At 54.3% G+C, this 22978-nt stretch carries 23 protein-coding genes; 12 read left to right on the forward strand and 11 right to left on the reverse strand.

Annotated elements, in window-relative coordinates; translation table 11 throughout:
* Positions 1–194: 194 nt before the first annotated feature.
* On the forward strand, positions 195–1091 hold the full coding sequence (locus Q3H59_RS01310; RefSeq protein WP_101762736.1) for an alpha/beta hydrolase: 897 nt from the start codon (positions 195–197) through the stop codon (positions 1089–1091).
* Here the strand turns inward: Q3H59_RS01310 and Q3H59_RS01315 are convergent, their stop codons facing one another.
* The gene (locus tag Q3H59_RS01315; protein WP_277974206.1) at positions 1092–2009 is read right to left on the reverse strand and encodes a bestrophin family protein; all 918 of its coding nucleotides are present in this window, start codon (positions 2007–2009) and stop codon (positions 1092–1094) included. It abuts the gene before it with no gap.
* Between the two features lie 108 nt (positions 2010–2117).
* On the reverse strand, positions 2118–3020 hold the full coding sequence (locus Q3H59_RS01320) for a LysR family transcriptional regulator (RefSeq protein WP_309832781.1): 903 nt from the start codon (positions 3018–3020) through the stop codon (positions 2118–2120).
* A gap of 95 nt (positions 3021–3115) precedes the next feature.
* Here Q3H59_RS01320 and Q3H59_RS01325 point away from each other — a divergent pair, with 95 nt between their 5' ends.
* Positions 3116–3937: an SDR family oxidoreductase gene (locus Q3H59_RS01325; RefSeq protein WP_309832783.1), complete on the forward strand. Its 822-nt coding sequence runs from the start codon at positions 3116–3118 to the stop codon at positions 3935–3937.
* A 75-nt stretch (positions 3938–4012) separates the two neighbouring features.
* On the opposite strand, the gene Q3H59_RS01330 is transcribed toward Q3H59_RS01325, so the two are convergent.
* From Q3H59_RS01330 to Q3H59_RS01340, 3 genes are all read right to left on the reverse strand, one after another.
* Positions 4013–4381, reverse strand: a complete 369-nt coding sequence (locus Q3H59_RS01330) for a helix-turn-helix domain-containing protein (RefSeq protein ID WP_280172176.1) — start codon at positions 4379–4381, stop codon at positions 4013–4015.
* Positions 4382–4468: 87 nt separating this feature from the next.
* Complete coding sequence (locus tag Q3H59_RS01335) at positions 4469–4744, reverse strand: type II toxin-antitoxin system RelE/ParE family toxin (RefSeq protein WP_101762732.1); 276 nt, start codon at positions 4742–4744, stop codon at positions 4469–4471.
* Positions 4745–4907: 163 nt separating this feature from the next.
* Positions 4908–5840: a nucleoside recognition domain-containing protein gene (locus Q3H59_RS01340; protein ID WP_101762731.1), complete on the reverse strand. Its 933-nt coding sequence runs from the start codon at positions 5838–5840 to the stop codon at positions 4908–4910.
* Between the two features lie 318 nt (positions 5841–6158).
* Between Q3H59_RS01340 and dinD the strand changes: the two genes are divergently transcribed.
* Entirely contained in the window at positions 6159–7016 is an 858-nt protein-coding gene (gene dinD / locus Q3H59_RS01345) for a DNA damage-inducible protein D (RefSeq protein WP_210081400.1), read from the forward strand.
* A gap of 72 nt (positions 7017–7088) precedes the next feature.
* On the opposite strand, the gene gorA is transcribed toward dinD, so the two are convergent.
* Positions 7089–8441, reverse strand: coding sequence for a glutathione-disulfide reductase (gorA, locus tag Q3H59_RS01350; protein ID WP_222185991.1), 1353 nt, complete (start codon positions 8439–8441; stop codon positions 7089–7091).
* 126 nt (positions 8442–8567) lie between these two features.
* On the opposite strand from gorA, the gene rnz reads away from it, so the two are divergent.
* Positions 8568–9479 (forward strand): ribonuclease Z, encoded by a 912-nt coding sequence (gene rnz, locus Q3H59_RS01355; RefSeq protein WP_192414762.1) that lies wholly within the window; start codon positions 8568–8570, stop codon positions 9477–9479.
* On the opposite strand, the gene Q3H59_RS01360 is transcribed toward rnz, so the two are convergent.
* Complete coding sequence (locus Q3H59_RS01360; protein WP_309832790.1) at positions 9476–10288, reverse strand: CPBP family intramembrane glutamic endopeptidase; 813 nt, start codon at positions 10286–10288, stop codon at positions 9476–9478. The two genes, rnz and Q3H59_RS01360, sit on opposite strands and share 4 nt — an antisense overlap.
* 40 nt (positions 10289–10328) lie before the next feature.
* Positions 10329–11171: a 23S rRNA (adenine(2030)-N(6))-methyltransferase RlmJ gene (locus Q3H59_RS01365; RefSeq protein ID WP_101762727.1), complete on the reverse strand. Its 843-nt coding sequence runs from the start codon at positions 11169–11171 to the stop codon at positions 10329–10331.
* 330 nt (positions 11172–11501) lie between these two features.
* Here Q3H59_RS01365 and Q3H59_RS01370 point away from each other — a divergent pair, with 330 nt between their 5' ends.
* The 3 genes from Q3H59_RS01370 (at position 11502) to rsmJ (ending at position 15069) form a co-directional block, all read left to right on the forward strand.
* Positions 11502–11951 (forward strand): hypothetical protein, encoded by a 450-nt coding sequence (locus Q3H59_RS01370; RefSeq protein ID WP_233501792.1) that lies wholly within the window; start codon positions 11502–11504, stop codon positions 11949–11951.
* A gap of 317 nt (positions 11952–12268) precedes the next feature.
* Positions 12269–14311, forward strand: coding sequence for an oligopeptidase A (gene prlC, locus Q3H59_RS01375; protein WP_110867662.1), 2043 nt, complete (start codon positions 12269–12271; stop codon positions 14309–14311).
* 8 nt (positions 14312–14319) lie between these two features.
* Positions 14320–15069 carry a 16S rRNA (guanine(1516)-N(2))-methyltransferase RsmJ gene (rsmJ, locus tag Q3H59_RS01380; RefSeq protein WP_176972605.1) on the forward strand — a complete coding sequence of 250 codons (750 nt, stop codon included), beginning with the start codon at positions 14320–14322 and terminating at the stop codon, positions 15067–15069.
* Between the two features lie 66 nt (positions 15070–15135).
* On the opposite strand, the gene uspA is transcribed toward rsmJ, so the two are convergent.
* On the reverse strand, positions 15136–15573 hold the full coding sequence (gene uspA, locus Q3H59_RS01385) for a universal stress protein UspA (protein ID WP_007889892.1): 438 nt from the start codon (positions 15571–15573) through the stop codon (positions 15136–15138).
* Between the two features lie 418 nt (positions 15574–15991).
* Here uspA and uspB point away from each other — a divergent pair, with 418 nt between their 5' ends.
* Positions 15992–16327: a universal stress protein UspB gene (uspB, locus tag Q3H59_RS01390; RefSeq protein ID WP_008108136.1), complete on the forward strand. Its 336-nt coding sequence runs from the start codon at positions 15992–15994 to the stop codon at positions 16325–16327.
* A gap of 165 nt (positions 16328–16492) precedes the next feature.
* Here the strand turns inward: uspB and pitA are convergent, their stop codons facing one another.
* Complete coding sequence (gene pitA, locus Q3H59_RS01395) at positions 16493–17992, reverse strand: inorganic phosphate transporter PitA (RefSeq protein WP_137386695.1); 1500 nt, start codon at positions 17990–17992, stop codon at positions 16493–16495.
* 242 nt (positions 17993–18234) lie between these two features.
* On the opposite strand from pitA, the gene Q3H59_RS01400 reads away from it, so the two are divergent.
* Positions 18235–19419: an NAD(P)/FAD-dependent oxidoreductase gene (locus tag Q3H59_RS01400; protein WP_137386694.1), complete on the forward strand. Its 1185-nt coding sequence runs from the start codon at positions 18235–18237 to the stop codon at positions 19417–19419.
* Here the strand turns inward: Q3H59_RS01400 and Q3H59_RS01405 are convergent.
* Positions 19416–20411 (reverse strand): autotransporter domain-containing protein, encoded by a 996-nt coding sequence (locus tag Q3H59_RS01405; RefSeq protein WP_309832799.1) that lies wholly within the window; start codon positions 20409–20411, stop codon positions 19416–19418. The genes Q3H59_RS01400 and Q3H59_RS01405 overlap by 4 nt on opposite strands.
* Positions 20412–20977: 566 nt before the next feature.
* On the opposite strand from Q3H59_RS01405, the gene Q3H59_RS01410 reads away from it, so the two are divergent.
* The 3 genes from Q3H59_RS01410 (at position 20978) to Q3H59_RS01420 (ending at position 22969) form a co-directional block, all read left to right on the forward strand.
* Positions 20978–21325, forward strand: coding sequence for a hypothetical protein (locus Q3H59_RS01410; RefSeq protein WP_277974198.1), 348 nt, complete (start codon positions 20978–20980; stop codon positions 21323–21325).
* A 267-nt stretch (positions 21326–21592) separates the two neighbouring features.
* Positions 21593–22009 carry a DUF1640 domain-containing protein gene (locus Q3H59_RS01415; protein WP_137386691.1) on the forward strand — a complete coding sequence of 139 codons (417 nt, stop codon included), beginning with the start codon at positions 21593–21595 and terminating at the stop codon, positions 22007–22009.
* A 177-nt stretch (positions 22010–22186) separates the two neighbouring features.
* Positions 22187–22969, forward strand: a complete 783-nt coding sequence (locus tag Q3H59_RS01420; RefSeq protein WP_277974197.1) for an IclR family transcriptional regulator — start codon at positions 22187–22189, stop codon at positions 22967–22969.
* The last annotated feature ends 9 nt before the right edge of the window (positions 22970–22978 follow it).

Consider the following 22978-nt stretch of genomic DNA (forward strand, 5'->3'; position numbering starts at 1 on the left):
CACCCCCTTGCCGCCTTCCTGCAGCTCGAATTATTTAGGGTATTCGAAAAAGCTCGCGCCTTTTTAGGCGCGTTTTTTTATGGCTTTTTTGTACGATTTACGTACATAATCGCCAACGTCGAAATCAGACACGCGTCACATAATGAGATTCAGCTGTTGAAGCTGGCATTTTTTGCATACTGGCACTGGGCAAGATGATTACACGTCGTCACTTTTTGTTGGCTACTGGAGCAACCGTTCTCTCGATGACCACGGGCAAGCTGTTTGCCCGCGATGACGTCATTCCGTTGTGGCCCGACGATCCGCCGGGCGGCGGCGGTCCTTCCGGCTTGCTTAAAGTGAATTCGCACGGCTCCTGGACCAATATCGTTTCACCCGCGATTCAGCGTTTCCGCCCGGAAAATCCCAACGGCGAAGCGGTGATTGTGGCCGCGGGCGGCGGCTATCGTTTTATCGGCATGGGCCGCGAAGCCTGGCCGGTAGCGCGCTGGCTTAATGCCAACGGTTATACCGTGTATGTGCTCAGCTACCGTTTGCCGGGTGAGAAGTGGCAGGCGGGCAATCTGGCACCGCTGCAGGACGCGCAGCGCGCCATTCGTCTGGTGCGTTCGATGGAGCGCAAAGTGCATGTGCTGGGCTTTTCTGCCGGTGGCCATCTACTTGGCATGGCGGCGGCGCGTCCGGATTTCGAATCCTATCCGGCGCAGGATCCGCTTGACCAGATCAGGCCGAAGGTGGATAGCGTTGGCCTGATTTATCCGGTGATCACCCTTGAAGCGCCATATCAGCACACCAACACGCATCTGATGATGGTGGGGAAAAACGCCACGCCAAGCCAGGAAGCCAACTGGTCAGTGCAAAATTACGTCACACGTCACTATCCCCCGACGTTCCTCGCGCAGGCCGAGGACGATCGCACCTCCAATCCTCATAATACTGAACTGATGCGCGATACCTGCCGCCGCATGCGCGTGCCGGTTGAGCTGATTGAGCTCAGCAGCGGCGGTCACGGTTTTGGTCTCGGCAAAGCGGGCACGCCTGCCGCATTGTGGGATCAGGCGTATGTGCGTTGGTTGGATAATCAGAGTTGATTACGTCAAATTGAAATGCGCATCCGGCTGCAGTGGTTCCGGTAGCGGCATATCGCCATTCATCGCTTTCAAATTGCGTTCGATAGTGACGCACAGCGCATCGAGCGGCAGATGATTCGGTGCGGTGCCAAACGGATGTTCCAGCTCCTCCGCCAGCGCTTCCAGCGATAAAAAGGTGTAGGAGATAAACATCGACACCAGCGGCGTCATCAGGTGCAAATCCGCCACCAGCGCAAACGGCAGCAGCGTGCAGAACAGATAAACGGTGCGATGCAGAATCAGGCTGTAGGCGAACGGAATCGGTGTGCTGGCAATGCGATCGCAACCGCCCAGAATCGCCGATAGCTGATTCAGATTCTCATCAATGCTTTGCCAGACAATATCCGACACCAACCCTTCATCGCGGCGTAGCGCCAGCCATTCACTCAAACACACTAAAATCTGCGACGTCGGCATCGGATGATGCAACACCGCGCTGTGCCAGTTAGCCGGCAGCAAACGCTGTAAATCGGCCTGCACATCGGTTTTACGCAGGCGATGTTTCAGGCACCAGCAGAACGCCAGCAGCAAGCCGGTAAATTCCCGCACCTTTTCTTCGCTCACGCCACGCATGCTTTTGATCTGCCGCAGCAGCGAGCGCTGGGTGATATGCAGGCTGCCCCACAAGGTGCGGGCTTCAAGAAAGCGCGCATAGCTGGCGTTATTGCGAAAGCCGAGGAAGATGGCGATCGACACCCCAACCAGGCTAAAAGGCGCAGTGGTGAGGTGAATGCCGAAAGTGGAGTACCACGGATAGCCAAAGATGGCGATCAGCGACATCAGCAGGTTAAGCGACAGGCGGAACACGATGTTGCTGAGCACCGATCCATGCCAGTCAAACAGCCGGAGAAACCAGTGTTGGTGAGGACGTACGATCATTTTGCGATGGTGTATTTTTTAGGTTTTGTGGCGACAGGTTACGCCGCCAGGCATGAGGTGATCAACGCCATTGCTACAGGTTTTGAGACAAAAGCCGTGCTGCTCGCCTCACGCATGACGCGGCAGGCTGACTTTCAGCGCATCGATAAACAGCCGCAGCGCCATGGGTTGATGCCGGTTGGGCGGAAACCACAGCGCAATCCCCGCCGATTGCACCCGCCAATCGGCCAGCAGCTCCACCAACTGGCCGCTGCGCATCTCTTTCTCGACATACAGCGACGGCACATAAGCAATGCCTAAACCGGCGAGAGCGGCCTGCGCCATCAGCGCGTTGCTGTCCAAAGTCAGCGTGCCTGGCACGTCAATCTCCTGCTTTTCTTCCGCCTGCGCATATTCCCACTGATAACGTTTTCCGCTCGGTAAGCGCTGGCGAATGCACTGTTGTTGTAGCAGATCGCGCGGATGATTAACCGCCGCGTTTCTCGCCAGATAAGCGGGCGCGGCGACGGTGACAAACGTCAGCGGGCCGCCAAGCGGAACGGCCACCATATCCTGCGGCACATCCTCAATCAGCCGAATGCCGGCATCAAAACCGGCGGCGGTGATATCCACCAACGCACCTTGCGCGGCAAAATCGAGCTGGATATCGGGATAGCGCGCGCTAAAGTCCGCCACCATGTGCTCCAGCAGCAAAGCGATCGCGGCATCGCTGGCGCTGATGCGCAGCGTGCCGTAATGCTGATGGCGGCTGGCGGAGATGTCGTGCAGCACGTCATCCATCTGGTTCAGCAGCGGCGAAAGTCGATCCAGCAGTTGCTGCCCGGCATCGGTGAGCGACACGCTACGTGTGGTGCGTTGAAACAGCTGTACGCCCAGATTGTGCTCCAGCGTTTTCACCAGATGGCTGAGTGACGAGCGCTTGAGGCCGAGCATTTCAGCGGCACGACGAAAGCTGCGCTGCTCGCCCAGCGTTTTAATGGCCTGCAGTTCGTGCCAGGAAGGACGTCTCATTGGTGGCTTTTCCTCACCGGGTCATGCGCGATTAGGTTGATTATCTCCACCAGTAGAGCGATCTACCATCAGGTTTTCAATATGAGGAGCACAAGATGAAAACCTGGTTGATTACCGGCGCCAGCAGCGGGCTGGGCCGATTGATGAGTGAACGTTTACTGGCGCGCGGCGATCGCGTAGTAGCGACGGTGCGGAGTGAACAGGCGATGGCCAATCTGCAGCAAACCTATGGCGAACGGCTGCAGGTTATTACGCTCGATCTGGCGCACACCGCCAGCATCGCGCCCACCATTAAACGCGCCTTTGCCGCCATCGATCGCATTGATGTGGTGGTGAGCAATGCCGCTTACGGCCTGTTCGGCGCAGCTGAAGAGTTGAGCGATGCGCAGATTGATCGGCAGATCGCCACCAATCTTACCGGCTCAATCCAGCTGATTCGTGCGGTGATCCCGTTCCTGCGCCAGCAAGGCGGCGGGCGCATCGCACAGGTTTCCTCGGAAGGCGGCCAGGTCGCTTATCCCAATTTCAGCCTGTATCACGCCACGAAATGGGGGATTGAAGGATTTGTCGAGGCGGTGCGCCAGGAAGTCGCCAGTTTCGGTATCGATTTCCTACTGGTGGAACCGGGCCCCACCGCAACCCATTTTGGCGCGGGGCTGGACGTGGCAGATGCGCTAGAAGTTTATCGTGAAAACGCTGCGGGCCAGCTGCGCCAGGCAATTCTTTCAGGCGATTTCACCATTGCTGGCGATGCCGGGAAATGCGTTACGGCGATGATCGCCACGCTGGATCAGGCCAGCATGCCGCTGCGTTTAGCGCTTGGCAGTACGGCGTATCAGAACATCGAAGCGGCGCTGGAAGGGCGGTTGGCGGAGCTGCGCGGGCAACGCGATGTGGCATTCGGCGCGGATGTGTAATCGTATAATTTAAAAATCACGCGAGTGCCATGCAGAACGCGTGGCACAAAAAAGCCGGGAAGACCGGCTTTTTGTTTAATCATCGGTAAGTTGTTCTGGCATGCACTCGTAAAGCTCAGCGAGCTTGGCGAGATTAAAATCACGCGGTTTTTCGCTTTTTTCCATGGCGGAGACAGACGCTTGCGTGATGCCAAGCGCTTCAGCAACCTGCTTTTGAGTCAGCTTACGATAAATACGCCATGCGGCATGAAGGGTGACACCCTTATTAATGGCGATGTCTACGACGTCACCTGGAATCAAGGCGTCATCATTAATACCGGATTCGTAAGGGATTGATTGCCATAGTTCAGCGAAATCAGCATGTTGAGTCATTTTTTCGAACAGCTCGATGGGAACAATTGCCGCTTTGCGGTTGCCAGCACTGTCAGTGATGAATTCGATCATAGGATGTATGTTCCAGTATTCAGCGTTATCAGTTTTTTGAAAACGAGTTGAGAATCTGTGAATTAAGGCAGCAAATCTCTACCTTGATTATTTATATGTTCCGCTGGTACGTCTCATTACCTGCTGAATAGCGATGATTTTCGGTTCCTCGCCTTTGTTATAGTCGAACAAAACACGATAATTTCCCCATCTAAGCCGATAGTCAGCCTGACCATTTTTCAAAGACTTAACATCCAGATTGGGCGGAACAAGCGGAAACTTTTTTAACTCATTCACTTGCTCATTCAGCTTCTTCCTTTCGTTAGCGTCTGCAATGGCTCGCATCTGCTTCAGAGCAGCTTTGCGCCAATGTAGCTCTGGCATTCCCTTACCTCACTTGTTACAAACACTCCTCACTGGATTTAGATATTATAGATATTCTTTTCTATATCTGCAATGTATATAGATTTTTACTGTGTTTTAGTTCTATATAATCACAAAGCAGAGGGTTTGGCGGCTATCCATCATCAACGCTTTTGAGCCATCATCAGAATAGAATGGCGTGCACCGTCGCACGCAGCGCAATACCGAGTAGAATGCCAGGCACGGCAAAGCGGAACAGGCGCGGGAATCGGCTCGACAGGCCAAGGTAAATCCCGATGCCGGGCAGGTCAAAGGTCTGAATCAGTAATCCCGCCGAGGCGTTGATGTTGTGCGCGCTGTATAATCCTTTCTCCACCAATCCCGCCACCACGCCGTAATAGGCGGTGCCGCCCGCCAGACATTTGGTCAGCGCCGGAAGAATATAGACTTCGGAAATATTCAGCTTATCCAGCAGCGGCGACACCAGACGCGTAAGCATTTCAATCCCGCCCGCTTCTTTCAACATGCCAACCACCGATAATGAAATAATCAGCATCGGCAGCGAACCCAGCGCCAGACGAATCGCATCGGATCCGGCGCTATTAATGATGCCAATCAGCCCCATTTTATTTTCGCTGTTGGTAACGGCCTCATCTTCATTTAATAGCGCCGCATCGGAAAGTTTGCGGCCAAACAGGTGATAGGTTGCCGCCGCTGCTAATACACCGCCGCAGATCGAAATAATTAGCGCTGTGCTCCAGTGTAATCCCGCCGGAATCAGGGGATAAAAGGTGCTGGCCTGGCCCATCGCAAACAGCATCGCCAGCGTGGCCGCCATATGACGATCGGACGTACCGCGCTTTTCCATGATGGCCAGCGCCGCCAGCGGGGCCGCGAAGCTTACGAAATTAAGTTGAATCATGGCAAAAAATGCCAGCCCGGTAATACCGAAGGGTTTTAATAACGGTGTGGCATGACGTACAACAAAATCCAGTACGCCTTTGACCTCCAGATATTTCATGATGAATAACATCACCACCATAATCGGAATCAATGTGTAGAGCGCCACGTCTACCGAGGCTTTGCCTGCGGACATAATGATATCAATAATATTCATGCCCGATTCCGACCTTTGTTCACACCGTTCTCCCCGTAAAAATAAATAAGCTGGCAATGCCATGAAGTTTGCGGTGCGTATTAATGCGCACCCTACAGCAACGAAATAAATCTTATCCTGTGCGTGGATTATTGAGTAGTGAAGAAAACGGATTTTGTATTTCAGGAAATGAAGTATACCCGCCTACTTTAATGACTGATTGCGGTTGAGGTTCAATAAGCATTAACGAAAAACAAGACGGATCTGCTATCGGTATAGCGGAAGGCTGTTCAGTTTGATCCTCCGAGTGATATGTGAACACGCAGCTCTGGGGGAATGATGGAAAACAAACATATTAAGATGCTGACCGATGCTTTTGTAGGCTGTTCTCAACAAACTGATAGCGGTGTGGAGTTCTGGTTGGCGCGGGATGTGCAACATCTGCTGGGATATGGCAAATGGGACAACTTTCAAAGTGTGGTTTTGAAAGCCAAAACGGCTTGCGAGATCTCAGGTCATGATGTGCTGGATCATTTTGCCGACGTCGGGAAAATGATCGAACTTGGCAAAGGTGGGAAGCGCGAGATAGATGATGTCATGCTTACGCGGTACGCATGTTATCTGATTGCCCAAAACGGCGATCCCAGAAAGCAGGAGATTGCCTTTGCGCAGACTTACTTTGCCATGCAGACGCGTAAAGCTGAGCTTATTGAATTAAGGCTGCTGGAAACTGAGCGGGTGCAGGCCAGGAAAAAATTAAGCGGAACTGAAAAAGAGCTTTCAAACGTTATCTACGAACAAACGGGTGGAAGCCAGAACTTCGCACTTATTCGCAGTAAAGGTGATTTTGCACTGTTTAATCGCAGTACCCAGGTTATGAAAGCACAATGGGTAGTACCAGAAAGTCGTCCGTTAGCCGATTTCGCACCAACCATTATTTTAAAAGCCAAGGATTTTGCCACAGAGATTACTATTCATAATGCTCGCACACTCCGAATGCAAAGTGAGCGGCAAATATCTGGTGAGCATGTTAATAATAATCAGGCGGTAAGAGACACGTTACTCAGTCGGGGAATCACACCTGAATGTTTACCGGCTGCAGAAGATGTAAAAAAAGTTGCGCGTAGATTGGCTTCAGCCGAAAAGAAATCACTTGTTAAACCTGCTAAACTGGAAAAAGATAGCGACGAGATTTAATAAGATAATATCAGGATGCTTATGCATCCTGATATTATTCACGAGATTAGCGGGTTATTAAATAAACCGATATTAACGCATCGTCACAAACTCTTCCGCCGCTGTTGGGTGAATCGCTACGGTGTTATCGAAGTCTTGCTTGGTTGCGCCCATTTTCAGCGCCACCGCGAAGCCTTGCAGCATCTCATCCATACCGTTACCGATACCGTGAATGCCGACAATCTTCTCTTCCGGGCCAACGCACACCAGCTTCATACGGCACGGCTGGCGATGCTGGGTAACGGCGGTATACATCGCGGTGAAAGAAGATTTATACACTTTCACCTGATCGTCGCCGTACTGTTCGCGCGCCTGCGGTTCGGTCAGGCCCACGGTGCCAATCGGCGGATGGCTGAACACCACGGTCGGCACGTTGCTGTAATCCAGATGCTCGTCCGGTTTGTTGTTGAACAGGCGCTCGGAAAGACGACGACCTGCCGCCACGGCCACCGGCGTCAGTTCCACCGCGCCGGTGTTGTCGCCCACCGCGTAGATGCCTTTCACGTTGGTGTTCTGGAACTTATCGACCTTGATGTAACCTTTGTCGTTCAGCGCCACGCCGGTTGCTGCCAGGTTGAGGTTGTCGGTCGCCGGCTCACGGCCAATCGCCCACACCAGGCAATCCACGGTTTGCTCGTGGCCGCTTTCCAGCTGCAGCGTCAGGCTGCCGTCGGCGTTTTTAATCACGGCTTTTGGAATCGACTCGGTGTGCAGCGTTGGGCCTTCGGCCTGCATCACTTCTACCAGCGTATCGACGATTAGCGGATCGAAGCTGCGCAGAGGCGCATGCTTACGCACGAAGAGATGGGTTTCCGCACCCAGCGCATTGACCACGCCCGCCAGCTCCACCGCGATGTAACCCGCGCCCACGACCGCCACGCGTTTTGGCAGCGCATCGAGTTCGAAGAAACCGTCAGAATCGATACCGTATTCCGCGCCCGGCACCTTTGGATGGCTTGGACGCCCGCCGGTGGCGATCAGAATATGATCGGCAGTGAGTGTTTCACCATTCACTTCCACGGTGTTGGCATCAATAAAGCGCGCGAAACCTTTGATCACCTCAACCTTGTTTTTACCCAGCACGTTGTCGTACGAGCTGTGAATGCGGTCGATGTAGGCGCTGCGGTTTTTCACCAGAATTGACCAGTCAAACCGGTTTACCGTGGTATCGAAGCCATAATCTGGCCCATAAAGATGAATAGCTTCAGCGATTTGCGCCGCATGCCACATAACCTTTTTCGGTACGCAGCCGACGTTGACACAGGTGCCGCCCAGCTCTTTGGCTTCAATCAGCGCGCACTTCTGGCCATGCATCGCAGCACGGTTAATCGAGGCGATACCGCCGCTGCCGCCGCCGATGGCGAGGTAGTCAAAATGTCTGGTCATCCGTTATGTCCGTCTGTTGGAAGAAAATTGGCATAGAGTTTAACGCTATGACGATTATTGACGCAAAGATTGCACCTATGATTGTAATAGCATTGATTTTTATGTCCGATTACAGGGAAGCATAGCATGCAACTGACATTCCTCGGCACCGGCGGCGGTGCGCCCAGCCTGCAACGTAATGTCACCGCGATAGCGCTGACGCTGTCGAAACGCGGCGATACCTGGCTGTTTGACTGCGGCGAGGCGACGCAGCATCAATACATGCGCTCTGCGCTGAAGCCGGGCAAGCTGGAGAAAATCTTTATCACCCATCTGCACGGCGACCACATCTTTGGGCTGCCGGGCTTGCTCACCAGCCGCTCCATGGCCGGCATCCCCGAACCGATGACCATTTACGGGCCGAAAGGTATTCGCCAGTTTATTGAGACGGCGCTCAGTTTGAGTGGCTCGTACACTTCTTATCCGCTGGAGATTATCGAGATCGACGCCGGTTTGGTGCTGGATGACGGCGAAGTGCGCGTGACGGCCTGGCCGATGAATCATGTGATCGAGTGTTATGGCTATCGCATTGAGCAGCACGATAAACCGGGCTTCCTTGATGCGCCGCGCCTGAAAGCCGAAGGCGTACCGCGCGGGCCGTGGTATCAGGATTTGAAAGCGGGTAAGCGCATCCAGCTGGAAGATGGTCGCGAGATCAACGGCGCGGATTATCTTGGCCCGGCAACCAAAGGCAAAGTGCTGGCAATATTTGGCGATACCGCGCCCACCGACGTGGCGCTCCAGCTGGCCGCAAATGCTGATGTGATGGTGCATGAGACCACACTGGAGGCGGCGCTGCAGGAGAAAGCCAATGGACGCGGCCACTCAACCACCATTCAGGCTGCGGAGGTGGCGAAACAGTCGGGGGCGAAGCGCATGATCGCCACGCATTTCAGCTCGCGCTATTTGTCTAAGGATCGGGAAAAACTGTTGGCGGAGTGCCAGTCGGTGTTTGCAGCGACCGAGCTGGCACATGATTTCGCGGTGTTCGAGGTTTAGTGCTGTAGCGCCGGATAGGTGAAGAACAGCAGATGCGTCATGTTGAACAGGAAATGGATGCCGGTGGCGACCCACAGGCGTCCGCTCCACTGCCACGCCAGGCCGTAAATCAATCCGGCGAGCGTGGCGAAGATCATCAGCAGCGGTCCGCCAGGGAAATGCGCCAGACCAAACAGCAGCGACGTCAGCAACATGGCCGCCACGGCACCAATGTGCTGGCGCAGACGCTGTTGCAGATAGCCACGAAAGAACGCTTCTTCTGCCAGTGATACGAAGAACAGGTTCGCCAGCATAAAACTGCCCAACCATTCCGGCCAGTGGGGTTCAACGGCCAGGCCACCAAACTGCACCGCGACATACAACAGCAGCGGAATCGCCGCCAGCAGCGCCAGCCACAAAATTTTAAGTCGCGGCGGCGCGGATTGGGTGCGGAACAGCTGCGGCAAGCAGATGAGCAGCACAAACGGAATCAGCGCTTTATCGAAGTTGTACGAGAAACTAAAGGGCAGGCTGAGCGGCCCGGCCTGCACATCTTCCACCTGGCGCGGATTTTTGAAGCCCGGGAAAAAGTGTACAAACAGGCCGATGGCAATGGCAACCAGCGCGGCTTCACTCACCCACTGAATCCAGCGCGCGTTATTTTCCACGCGAATCCAGGCGATGACGGCAATGGCGCCGAGCAGCAGCATTGCTGGCCAATCCAGCACATCCTCGAACAGCCCAAGAATGGTGGCGAGCGTGAGCAGCAGTACCGAAAAACGTTTGGCGGGCGACAGCACAGCAAGCGCGCCAGCCAGAATGATCCACATGATAATAGTCCTGATAGGCTGGCGACGCGGTAAGGCGAACTTACTCTGGCACGATCTGCGTGACGCTGAAGTGACCGGTTCCGGCGGGCACCAGCTTCTGATGCAGCCACGGCAGCAGCTCTTCCATCTGCGCTTTCAGCTTCCACGGCGGGTTAATCACGATCATGCCGGAAGCCGTCATGCCGCGCTGATCGCTGTCTGGACGCACCGCCAGTTCAATCTGCAGAATGTTGCGGATATTAGTGGCCTGCAGATCTTTAACCATGTGTTTGATCTGCTGACGCATCACCACTGGATACCACAGCGCAAACACGCCGGTGGCGAAACGCTTGTGACCTTCCTGAATGCCTTTCACCACATCCTGATAATCGCTTTTCAACTCATATGGCGGATCGATCAGAATCAGGCCGCGACGGCTCAGCGGCGGCAGCTTGGCTTTCAGCTGTTGGTAGCCATCACCACGCGCCACGCGCGCACGTGAATCTTTGCTGAACTCGGTGCGCAGCAGCGGGTAATCGCTGGAGTGCAGCTCGGTCAGCTCCATTTTGTCCTCTTCACGCAGCAGGAAGCGGGCAATCAACGGCGAACCAGGATAGTACTTTAAGGTGCCGTGCGGATTGAGATTACGCACCGCCGAGAGATACGGCTTGAGCAACTCCGGCACATCCGGCTGCTGCCAGATGCGGCCAATGCCTTCCAGATATTCACCGGTACGCTCGGCGTGCTCTCCGCTCAGCAGGTAACGTCCGGCACCGGCGTGGGTATCCAGATAGAGGAAAGGTTTTTCCTTCTCCATCAGGGCGGTGAGGATCAGGCTTTCAACGGTGTGTTTCAGCACGTCGGCATGGTTGCCGGCATGAAAACTGTGGCGATAACTCAGCATAAAAAAAGGGGGTCCGCGGTTGGATCAAAGGGAGTGAAAACATCGTGTGTGGCGCGATTATAGCCGCGCTGCATAAAAATTGCTGACGTTTTGGCTGCCGCTTAAGTTTTGCGCCAATGCGCCGCTATAGCCCGGTGCGATCAGACTTCTTGCCGGTAAATTTGCTACGGAATGACGTGATACTCGAAATTTCATCACGGATTAAGTAAGTTAGTTTCCGATAACGAAGCGGTCATGAGCGAAATGCCAGGTGGTTCTGGCAGGAAACTTTCCGGTGAAGACCGTATAATTTTTTGCTTAAAGCATCTCAAACAACTCCTGGTGACAATAATGAAAAAAATGACTGGTGTCGCGGTGGCAAGCCTGTTGGTACTGACTGGCTGCGCGAAACAACAACCCGTTCATAGTTTAGTAACGCCGCCGACTGCGGACGAACAATCCGCCGCGCAAACCGCGCCAGAGCAGCAAGGTACGCCATTTGTGGCTTCAGCGCCGGCGCAACCCGCGACGGCTTCACTCAGTGACGACCGTTCCAGCAACATTCAGCAGTGCCGTAAAGAGCTCGACGCGATGCGTCTGTATAGCCAGGCGTCATTTGACAGCTATCAGGCCGAATTCCAGAAAATCGGTGCCCAGACCAATAAATATCTGCAAATTAAAGATTCCATTGGCGCGGATATTAACGACTTAGTGATGCCGCGTTATCAATTCCAGATTCGTGAATTGTGCTTCCGTATTAAGACACGTCTGTCACAGCTAATTATTCGTCAGGCCGGTTAAACATCTGTATTTAACCCCCTGAGCATTAAGCTGCCGTACGATAATTCCCGCTTTGCATGGGCTTCAGCACTATTAAACCAATAGCGCTGAAGCCTTTGTTGCTTTTTGGCCGTGACAGGAACATGTGATGAGACAACGTCATCGGCCGTGATGCTGGATTATTACCGTGTTTTTACTCTCCGCCTGAGTCTTAGCGCAGCCTTTTCTTCGTGGGTCCGGTCTCAGTGGCATTGATTTTCCTGTCATCAAGCCGCATGTTAGTAAAATGCGTCGCGCGAGCATTCGCGCCACTACTTCATCATGAAAGGACTGCGCTTATGACCAATCCGTTACTCACGCCTTTTTCGCTGCCCCCGTTTTCTGCTATCAAACCTGAACATGTGGTTCCTGCGGTTACCGAAGCGCTGAACGACTGTCGCGCAGCGGTGGAGCGCGTTGTGGCGCAAGGCGCGCCTTACACCTGGGAAAATCTGGTGCAGCCGCTGGCTGAAGTTGACGATCGCTTAGGTCGCCTGTTCTCGCCGGTCAGCCATCTGAACTCGGTGAAAAACAGCCCGGAACTGCGCGAAGCTTACGAGCAAACGCTGCCGCTGCTGTCCGAATACAGCACCTGGGTCGGCCAGAATGAAGGTTTGTATCAGGCCTATCGCAACCTGAAAGAGGGCGATAGCTACGCGGCGCTGGATACCGCGCAGAAGAAAGCGGTGGATAACAGCCTGCGTGATTTCGAGCTGTCCGGTATCGGCCTCGATAAAGAGAAGCAAAAGCGCTACGGCGAAATCGCGGCACGTCTTTCTGAACTGGGTTCGACCTACAGCAACAACGTGCTCGACGCCACCATGGGCTGGAGCAAGCTGGTGACCGATGAAGCGGAGCTGGCGGGTATGCCGGAAAGCGCGCTGGCCGCCGCCAAAGCGCAGGCCGAAGCCAAAGAGCAACAAGGCTGGCTGCTGACGCTGGATATCCCAAGCTATCTGCCGGTCATGACTTACTGCGACAACGCTGCGCTGCGTGAAGAGCTGTACCGCGCGTATTCAACGCGTGCTTCCGAACAGGGCCCGAATGCCGGCAAATGGGACAACGGTCCGGTGATGGCGGAAGAGCTGGCGCTGCGTCATGAACTGGCTCAGCTGCTGGGCTTCGACTCTTACGCCGACAAATCGCTGGCAACCAAAATGGCGGAAAATCCGGCGCAGGTCATCGACTTCCTGACCGATCTGGCGAAACGCGCCCGTCCGCAGGGTGAAAAAGAGCTGGCTCAGCTGCGCGCCTTCGCGAAGAAAGAGTACGGCGTCGACGAGATGAATCCGTGGGATCTGACGTATTACGGCGAGAAACAGAAACAGCATCTCTACACCATCAGCGACGAGCAGCTGCGTCCGTACTTCCCGGAAGCGCGCGCGGTGAGTGGTTTGTTCGAGGTGGTTAAACGCATTTACGGCATCACCGCTAAAGAGCGTAAAGACGTCGATGTTTACCATCCAGACGTGCGCTTCTTCGACCTGTTCGACGAAAGCGGTGAACTGCGCGGCAGCTTCTACCTCGATCTCTACGCACGTGAACACAAGCGCGGCGGTGCGTGGATGGACGATTGCGTCGGCCAGATGCGTAAAGCCGACGGCAGCCTGCAGAAGCCGGTGGCCTATCTCACCTGTAACTTTAACCGTCCGCTGCAGGGCAAACCGGCGCTATTCACGCACGATGAAGTGATCACGCTGTTCCATGAATTCGGTCACGGTCTGCATCATATGCTGACGCGCATCGAAACGCCGGGCGTGTCTGGCATCAGCGGTGTGCCGTGGGATGCCGTCGAGCTGCCAAGCCAGTTTATGGAAAACTGGTGCTGGGAGCCGGAAGCGCTGGCGTTTATCTCCGGCCACTACGAAACCGGTGAACCGCTGCCGAAGGAACTGCTGGATAAAATGCTGGCGGCGAAAAATTATCAGGCGGCGCTATTTATTCTGCGTCAGCTGGAGTTCGGCCTGTTCGATTTCCGTCTGCATACCGAGTTCGATCCCGCCCAAGGTGCGCGCATCCTCGAAACCCTGCGTGAAGTGAAGAAGCAGGTTGCCGTGGTGCCAAGCCCGGAATGGGGCCGTTTCCCGCACGCCTTCAGCCACGTCTTTGCTGGCGGATATGCGGCCGGTTACTACAGCTATCTGTGGGCCGACGTGCTGGCTGCCGATGCCTATTCGCGCTTCGAAGAAGAGGGCATTTTCAACCGTCAGACTGGTCAGTCGTTCCTCGACAACATCCTGACGCGTGGCGGTTCCGAAGAGCCAATGGAGCTGTTCAAACGCTTCCGTGGTCGTGAACCGCAGCTCGATGCGATGCTGGAACACTACGGAATTCAGGGATAAACCGGCTAGTGAAAATTGGTCTAATCGATGAAACGGGCGCCGGAGACGGCGCCTTATTACATTTAGCCGAGCGCTGGGGTTTGCAGCAGGACGAACAGGCGACGATGGCGCTGGTGTTAACCGCAGAGCATCTTGAGTTGCGTAAACTGGATGAGCCGAAACTCGGCGGCATCTTCGTGGATTTCGTCTCGGGCGCGATGGCGCATCGGCGTAAGTTTGGCGGCGGTCGCGGCGAAGCGGTGGCAAAAGCGGTCGGCATTAAAAGTGGTTATCTGCCAGATGTGGTTGATGCAACGGCCGGTTTGGGGCGCGATGCATTTGTGCTGGCGGCGCTGGGCTGTCGCGTGCGCATGCTGGAGCGCCATCCGGTGGTGGCGGCCTTGCTGGACGATGGTTTGCGTCGCGGTTATCAGGATGCGGAGATTGGCGGCTGGCTGCGCGATCGGCTGACGCTGCTGCACGCTGTTAGCCAGCAAGCGCTGAGCGATATCACGCCCGCGCCGGATGTGGTCTATCTCGATCCGATGTATCCGCATCGCCAGAAAAGCGCGATGGTGAAGAAAGAGATGCGGGTGTTTCAGTCGCTGGTCGGTGCGGATGATGATGCTGATGCGTTGCTGGAACCGGCGCGCCGTCTGGCGAAGAAGCGCATTGTGGTGAAGCGTCCGGATTACGCGCCGCCGTTAGCGGGCGTGGTGACGCAGGATGCGGTGGTCACCAAAAGCCATCGCTTTGATATTTATCCGCCGCTGGGGTAATAACGCAAACAATGCGCAATACATTGCGCCGCTACAAAAAATCAGGCCGGTAACCCGGCCTGATTTTTATTCTTCGTCTTCGTCGCGCAACGGCACAATCAACATGTCGATATGCACGGTGTTAATCAACTGGCGCGCCGATGACATCAGCTTGCTCCAGAAGTCCTGATGGTGACCACACACCACCAAATCCACATCATATTTCTTAATCGCATCCACCAGCACCTGGCCAAGATCGCCGCTGCCGCTCAGAGTTTCACTGATCGGATAACCGGCGTTAATAGACAGCTCTTTCAGCGCGGTGTGCGTCTCTTCAGAAATACGCTTCTGCATGTCGCCCAGATTGACATCAATCAGCCCGGTGTAGAGGTCTGAATAGTTCACATCAACGTGGATCAGCGAGATTTTTGCATCATAAGGACGGGCCAGCGAAACGGCTTTATCAACCAGCAACTGGCTTTCCGGGGAAAGGTCTACTGCAATCAGGATGTGTTTATAAGCCATGATAAAACTCCTTTCTCAAGATTCGGGGCAATCTTCCTGCTTTCACGGTCGGCGATTCCTTTGCGCGAGACGGCGATGAAGCGCCACCAACCAACTATTTCAGCCTTGCAGGCGGTTTTTGTTATGTCCTGAGTATAGCCAGAGTTGTTAACAAATGCTGCAAGCGCAAGTTCGCTTGTGAGGAAGATCAAGCGTTATCGGCTTTTTCACTCGCCCTGAACGAAAATCATCGCTGGAAAAAAATTCAACAGATCTCCTACACTGAAAATAAGTGCCACTGCCATATGCGTTGCGCACTCAGGTTCGCATAACAACAATGCAATCGACATCATTCAATGGCTGGTTTATTTCCCGTGCGGCGTCTACAGCAATTCCCCGCTGCGTTCGACGTCGTTGCGGCTCCAGCCGGGAGGGGAACATGATCAGCACTATCGCGCTTTTTTGGGCTCTGTGTGTGGTTTGTCTGGTGAATATGGCGCGCTATTTCTCTTCTTTGCGCTCACTTTTAGCCGTTTTGCGCGGTTGCGATCCGCTGTTATATCAATACGTGGATGGTGCGGGTTTCTTCACGTCGCACGGGCAGCCGAGTAAGCAGGTGCGGCTGGTGCGCTATATCTGGGAGAAGCGCTATCACGATCATCATGACGACGAGTTCATTCGCCGCTGTGAGCGCGTGCGCGGGCAGTTTGTGCTGACCAGCGGGCTCTGCTTTTTGGTGGTGGTGAGTTTGATTGCGATGGCTATCTGGCAATAAAAAAGGGCAATAAAAAGGGCGACATCGCGTCGCCCTCATACCCGTCATACTTCGAATCACAGCCGCGTTAGCTGCGCGAGTTCACCTCAGTCACTTACTTGAGTAAGCTCCTGAGGATTCACTCACTTGCCGCCTTGCTGTCATCCGAATTATTTAGGGTATCCATCAGATCAGTTTCAGTGCAATCCAGTAGAGCGAACCCGACAGCAAAATACACACCGGCAAGGTGAACACCCACGCCATAGCGATATTTTTGATGGTGCGACTCTGCAATCCACCGCCATCGACCAGCATGGTACCGGCCACCGACGACGACAGAATGTGCGTGGTAGAAACGGGCATACCGGTGTAACTGGCCACGCCAATCGATACCGCGGCCGTCACCTGCGCCGACATCCCTTGCGCATACGTCATGCCTTTCTTACCGATTTTCTCACCAATGGTGGTGGCAACACGACGCCAGCCAATCATGGTGCCGATGCCCAGCGCCAGCGCCACAGCCACAATAATCCAGATCGGTGCGTACTCAACGGTGCCCAGCAAATCGCTTTTCAGCTTGTTGAGGAAGCGCTTATCGTCCGCGCTGGTTTCCGGCAGCTTGGCCACTTTATCTACGGTATCGGAAACGCACAGCAGCAGGCGACGCATCTGGCTGCGTTGATCAACCGTCAGCTGATCGTAGCTCTGCAGATTGTTCAGCAGCAGCTGCGCACGATCGATAGCCTGCAGCGCACGGCTGCTGTCGCAATGGAACTCCTGCGGACCGCCAAGCGATTCATCTGGCGTTGGCACCACAGGCGGCGCCATCTGCACCATGTGCGTCAGTGATTCGTTGTGCTGCTGATAATACTGCTCCAGATGGTTTACGGCATCGCGCGTGCGGGTGATGTCATAACCCGACGCATTCAGGTTCACCACAAAACCAGCCGGCGCAACGCCGATCAGCACCAGCATAATCAGGCCAATGCCTTTCTGACCATCGTTAGCGCCGTGTGAGTAGCTCACGCCAATCGCGGAAACGATCAGGGCAATGCGCGTCCAGAACGGGGGCTTTTTCTTGCCATCAATCTTTTCACGGTCAGCAGGCGTCATGTGGATGCGTGAACGCTTGGTGGTTCCGCTCCAGTAGCGACGCAGGATAAAGATCAGACCGCCTGCAATCACCAGACCTACAATCGGCGAAAGAATCAGGGACATGAAGATATTGATGACTTTCGGCAGGTTGAGCGCGTCAACCACCGAGGTGCCGGTCATCAGGGCGTTGGTGAGACCAATACCGATGATGGCGCCAATCAATGTGTGAGAACTGGACGCCGGCAAACCCAAATACCAGGTGCCAAGGTTCCAGATAATCGCGGCCAGCAGCATGGAGAAGACCATGGCGAGTCCGTGAGCCGAACCGACATTCAACAGTAAATCGGTCGGAAGCATGTGAACGATGGCATACGCCACGCTCAATCCACCAAGCAAAACACCTAAGAAGTTGAAAACACCCGCCATGACAACCGCCAGTTGCGCCCGCATCGCACGGGTATAAATGACAGTCGCGACCGCGTTAGCAGTGTCGTGAAAACCGTTGATTGCTTCGTAAAACAATACAAACAGCAGAGCAAGAATCAGTAACAGGCTGGTACTGAGGTCGAGACCAGCAAACAGATGTAGCATAAACGTTACGCCATTTTGGGAGGACATGAACGCGGCGCATTATCTGCGACAACGTGCGCGATATGAAAGAAAAATATAGCTCTTTATTGTCTTAAAATTGTAATGCAGCGTATAGATTTAGCTGAAAACAGCTTAAAATTAGTAAGTTACATTATGACACATTTACGGCATTTTTTTGAAGCTGGCGCTAAAAGCCGCAAATCCCTACAATCAGCGCCTTTCGAGCAAGGCGGATAAAAGCAGTGGAAAAGTTTGACGTTATCATTATTGGTGCAGGCGCAGCCGGCATGTTCTGCGCTGCGCAGGCAGGGCAATTGGGTCGCCGCGTATTGCTGCTGGATAACGGCAAAAAAGCCGGTCGCAAGATTTTGATGTCGGGCGGCGGTCGCTGCAACTTCACCAACATGCACACCGAACCGGCGGCGTATCTGTCGCACAATCCGCATTTCTGCAAATCGGCGCTGGCGCGCTACAACCAGTGGGATTTCATCGATCTGGTCAATCGCCACGGCATTGCGTATCACGAGAAAACGCTCGGGCAATTATTCTGCGATGACTCCGCACAGCAGATTGTCGATCTGCTGTTGAAAGAGTGTGATGCCGGCCAGGTGACGCTGCGCCTGCGCAGTGAAGTGCTGAGCGTTGAGCGCGACGATAACGGTTATACCTTGCAGCTGAACGGCACATCGGTGCAGGCAGAAAAACTGGTGATCGCCAGCGGCGGGCTCTCGATGCCAGGCCTCGGCGCCACGCCGTTTGGCTATAAAGTGGCGGAACAGTTCGGCCTGAAAGTGTTCCCGACGCGTGCGGCATTGGTGCCGTTCACGCTGCATAAACCGCTGCTGGAACAGCTCAACACGCTGTCGGGCGTCGCGCTGCCCACCACCATCACCGCGCAGGACGGCACCTTATTTAAAGAAGCGATGCTGTTTACCCATCGCGGCTTATCGGGGCCCGCCGTGCTGCAAATCTCCAGCTACTGGCAGCCGGGTGAATTCGTCACCATTGATTTGTCACCTGCCACTTCGCTGGATGATTTCATTCATGTGCAGCGCGAAGCGCATCCCAATCTCAGCCTGAAAAACAGTCTGGCGAAAATTCTGCCAAAACGGTTGGTGGAAGTGCTGCAGGAGCTAAAGCAGATTCCTGACGTCACGCTGAAGCAGCTAAACAGCAAGCAGCAGGGCGAACTGGTCAGCACGCTGCATCAATGGCGCGTGCAGCCAAACGGCACCGAAGGCTATCGCACCGCAGAAGTGACGCTAGGCGGCGTCGATACCACCCAACTGTCGTCAAAAACCATGGAAGCGCGCGATGTGCCAGGTTTGTTCTTTATCGGCGAAGTGGTGGACGTTACCGGTTGGCTGGGCGGCTACAACTTCCAGTGGGCGTGGAGCTCGGCCTGGGCGTGCGCGCAGGCGCTTTAAAAGGCAATCTTTACACCCAGTTGTGTCTGCCAGTTGCTGGCACCTTCCTGACTTAGGCGATGTTGCCACTTAAGCTGGCTATTAAGCTGAACATTCTCAGTCAGTTGCCAGCCAACGTCGCCGCTATATTGCAGGTGCTTACCGCCTCGGCCAGTACGCAGATTATCTTTATCTACCGCAACATTGCCCGCATGGCCGCTGTACTGCACATAGCGTGTTTCAAGGCCAAATTTCAGGCTATCTGTTGGTCTGAAGTCATATTTCATACCGCCAGAGAACTGCAGCTGTTTTTGCTGTGAATAACCAATATGTAGATTGTCGTTGTCATGAATATCCTTGATGCGTGCCCATTGCATGGTGGCGCCCAGCACTGGGGTGAACGCATGTGAACCCTGCTGCCAGCGCCAGCCAACATCCATACCGATATTGGCGCTGCGGGCTTTTACCTGCGCCACCTTATCTTTTTCATCACTGCTTATATTGCCGCGATAGTGACCGACGCTAATCGGCAGAGCCAGTTGCAGGCCATGCTGTGGCTGCCAGCTCAACATGGCATTGATACCTTGAGTATCAACCTGCCCGTGGCTGTTGCCGCTGGACTGTGAGGGCTCCAGAGTGAAGTGACCTTTACTGATCGCCACACTCAGTGCCAGCTGTCGTTGCTCATCTTCCGTCAGTAATCCACGTAAGCCTACCAGCCAGCCGTAATAGCGGTTTTCACTCTGGTTGTGATTGGCTTCGCTGCGATAGCGCTCATCAACGCTAAAACCCGAAATGAACAGGTCATGGCGACCATCCCGACCTGCAAGTTGTGCATCATAGATAAAGCGTGCTTGCAGATTTTCATCCATACCAAAGAGTGCGGCAGGCAGAGCGGCATAAGCTGGGATTTGTGGCTTAGCTCCTGCCACGGAGGGCGCCGGCGGGGGAGGTGGATTGCCATCGAGCACGGGGTCGATCAGATCCGGATCGGGTGGAAGCGGAGCAATCATCGAGCTCTGCAGCCGGTAAAACCAAAATAAATGGGGCCTGCTACCGGCAAGCTTTCCCTGAATATGCGGGCGATTGGCCGCCGGATTGAAATCATCATACCAGCTGTTTCGTGCGAAAAATTTCCCCACCATTTTTAAGCTGTCAGCGGCTGCATGTTTAACGTTATGCAACAGCGAATCGGAGTGGGGATGCTCGGATAAAGGCGCTAAAACCGCTTCGGTTGATGAGTGAGAAAGGGGGGTTACAGGAAGCGGTGGAATGTCTGAAGAAAAGGGTTTTATCTCTTTAGCATATAACGGCTCGAAGCTACAAAGTGCACCGATAGCCAGCGTCAGCTGAGTCAGGTTCATCGTATCTGGTCGATTTATGGCGAAAGGGTTTGCAACTTATAGTGACCTGTTAGTCGAGCTATTTAAGACCTGTCTTGTTTTGACGGGCAAAATGAATCGCTCGGCAGCTGATCACAGTTAACTGGTTACGTTATGGATGCGGCCGGCAAAATATGTGCGGCCAGCCGAATGCTGTTACTATCGCGCGTTTCCTTTTTCCAGCGGATAAACCATTCATGTTAAAACTCAAATTCATTGTGCCGTTGCTGATCATCATCAGTGCTGCGGTTTGGTGGCTGATGCCGCATTACAGCGATGAGGACAAAGGCTATTACATCGCCATGTTCTGTACGCTGACTCACGATGGACGCGGCAATACCGCGCAGGATATGCAGCAGATTATTGAAGGCAGTAATGCAGATTACGCATTGCAGAAGATTCATTTCCAACAGGGTTTGGCTGATCATCTGCAAGCGGTGTGGCAGGATTTGTCGCCAGAACAGCAGCAGCAGGCGCGGCAGGAAAGACTCTCCTGCCGCCGTTTGATGTCTGAGAAATTGCTACCGGGCCAGCCGGTTCAGTAATTATTGAACGGGCAGCGCAGGGATTAAAAGCTGCGCCGCCGTTTTAAGAAGCCGCTCAACACCTTCCCGCTCCCATATCGCAAAACGTTTCGCAGCAGAATCTGACGCCAATTTTGCGAGACGCCCCGCATCCGCTTGCACGTTACTTATTGTACTAATTGATATTTTTCGCAGTGCCGCGCAAAATACACACAGTCACATGGTGCAGCAATCGCTCGCTGAGCATGATGTTGGCACGCGCCTCACATCAACTCAGGAGCTTCACGGATGACACTCGCGATGATGAACACACACAAAGCCTTTAAAGCACTGCAGTTGGCCGGCGTCAGCGACCAACAGGCCGAAGCCATGGTCGAGATCTTTACTGAGATGCAGCAGGATAATGCGTTATCTCGTGCTGATTTAATGAAGGCCGGAGAAGGAATTACAGGGAGCATTAAAGAACTGGATGTTCGACTTACCGGCGATATCAGAGAGCTGGATATTCGGCTTACTGGTGCGATTAAAGATCTGGATGTTCGGTTAAGTGGCGCGATTAAGGATATTGAGGAACTGAAAGCTGACGTGAAACAACTCAAAGCGGATGTTGCCACGCTGAAAACCGATATGCGCTGGATCAAACGTTTGCTAATGGTGATGACCACCACGATGGTCATTGCAGCGATCAAATACATTTTCTCTTAGATCTTGTGCTCCTGCGGCAGGAGTACAGTCGGCTGTACTCTCAGCGCGGCGCGATTCACATTCCCGCACACGCGCTGCCAGCAAACGCGCTCAGCGCCGCGTAATTTGAAGCGGCGCACACTTATCACGAAGTAAAACTACAACACTGCGCTCCAGATCATCAGACTGGAGTCCAGCATGTTGGAAATTACGCCTGTCCCCGCGCTGACGCGCGCCATTGCGATTCTCGACTTTATTGCCCAGCACGGACCGTGCAGTGCCGCCGAGATCATCGAAACGCTGGCGCTTCCTAAAAGCAGCGCCTACCTGCTGTTCGCTGAACTGAAAAAACAGCGTCTGATCACTATTGATCGCAACAACAACTATTGCCTGTGGACGCGGCTGGTGGAGTTTGCCGGTCACGCACTGCAGCGCATGGATATCCGCGATATTGCGCGTCCACCTCTGACACGTTTAATGCAGCAGACCAATCTGCTGTGCCACCTCGGCATCCTCGAGGGTGGTCACGCCTGTTACATCCTCAAACTCGAATCCGCCGCCACCATCAGCGTGCGCTCGCACGAAGGCAAAAGCCTGTCGCTGTATCGCTCGGGCATTGGCAAGTGTCTGCTCGCCTGGCAGCAACCTGAAGAGCAGGAACGCATCATCAGCGGCCTGCGTTTTGTGGCGGTGACGCCAACCTCGCTGCGTAACGCCGAGGCGCTGCGTACCGAGCTGGCACGCATTCGCCGTCAGGGCTGGAGCTTTGATAACGGTGAAGATTATCCCGATGTGCGCTGCGTCGCCGCGCCGATTTTCAATGCCCGCCAGCAGCTCGTCGCCGCCATTTCGCTGGTGGGTACCCGACTCGACATTGACGACGACAAACGCGATTACCTTGCTGGCCAGGCGATTGCCTGCGCCCGCGATATTTCCCGTCTGCTGGGCTGGCGTAGCCCGGCGGAAAAACACGCCTCGTAACCAGGAGAA

Origin of the sequence: Pantoea sp. SORGH_AS_0659 (genome assembly GCF_031453915.1) — a bacterium.
GTDB classification, from domain to species: Bacteria; Pseudomonadota; Gammaproteobacteria; order Enterobacterales; family Enterobacteriaceae; genus Pantoea; species Pantoea leporis.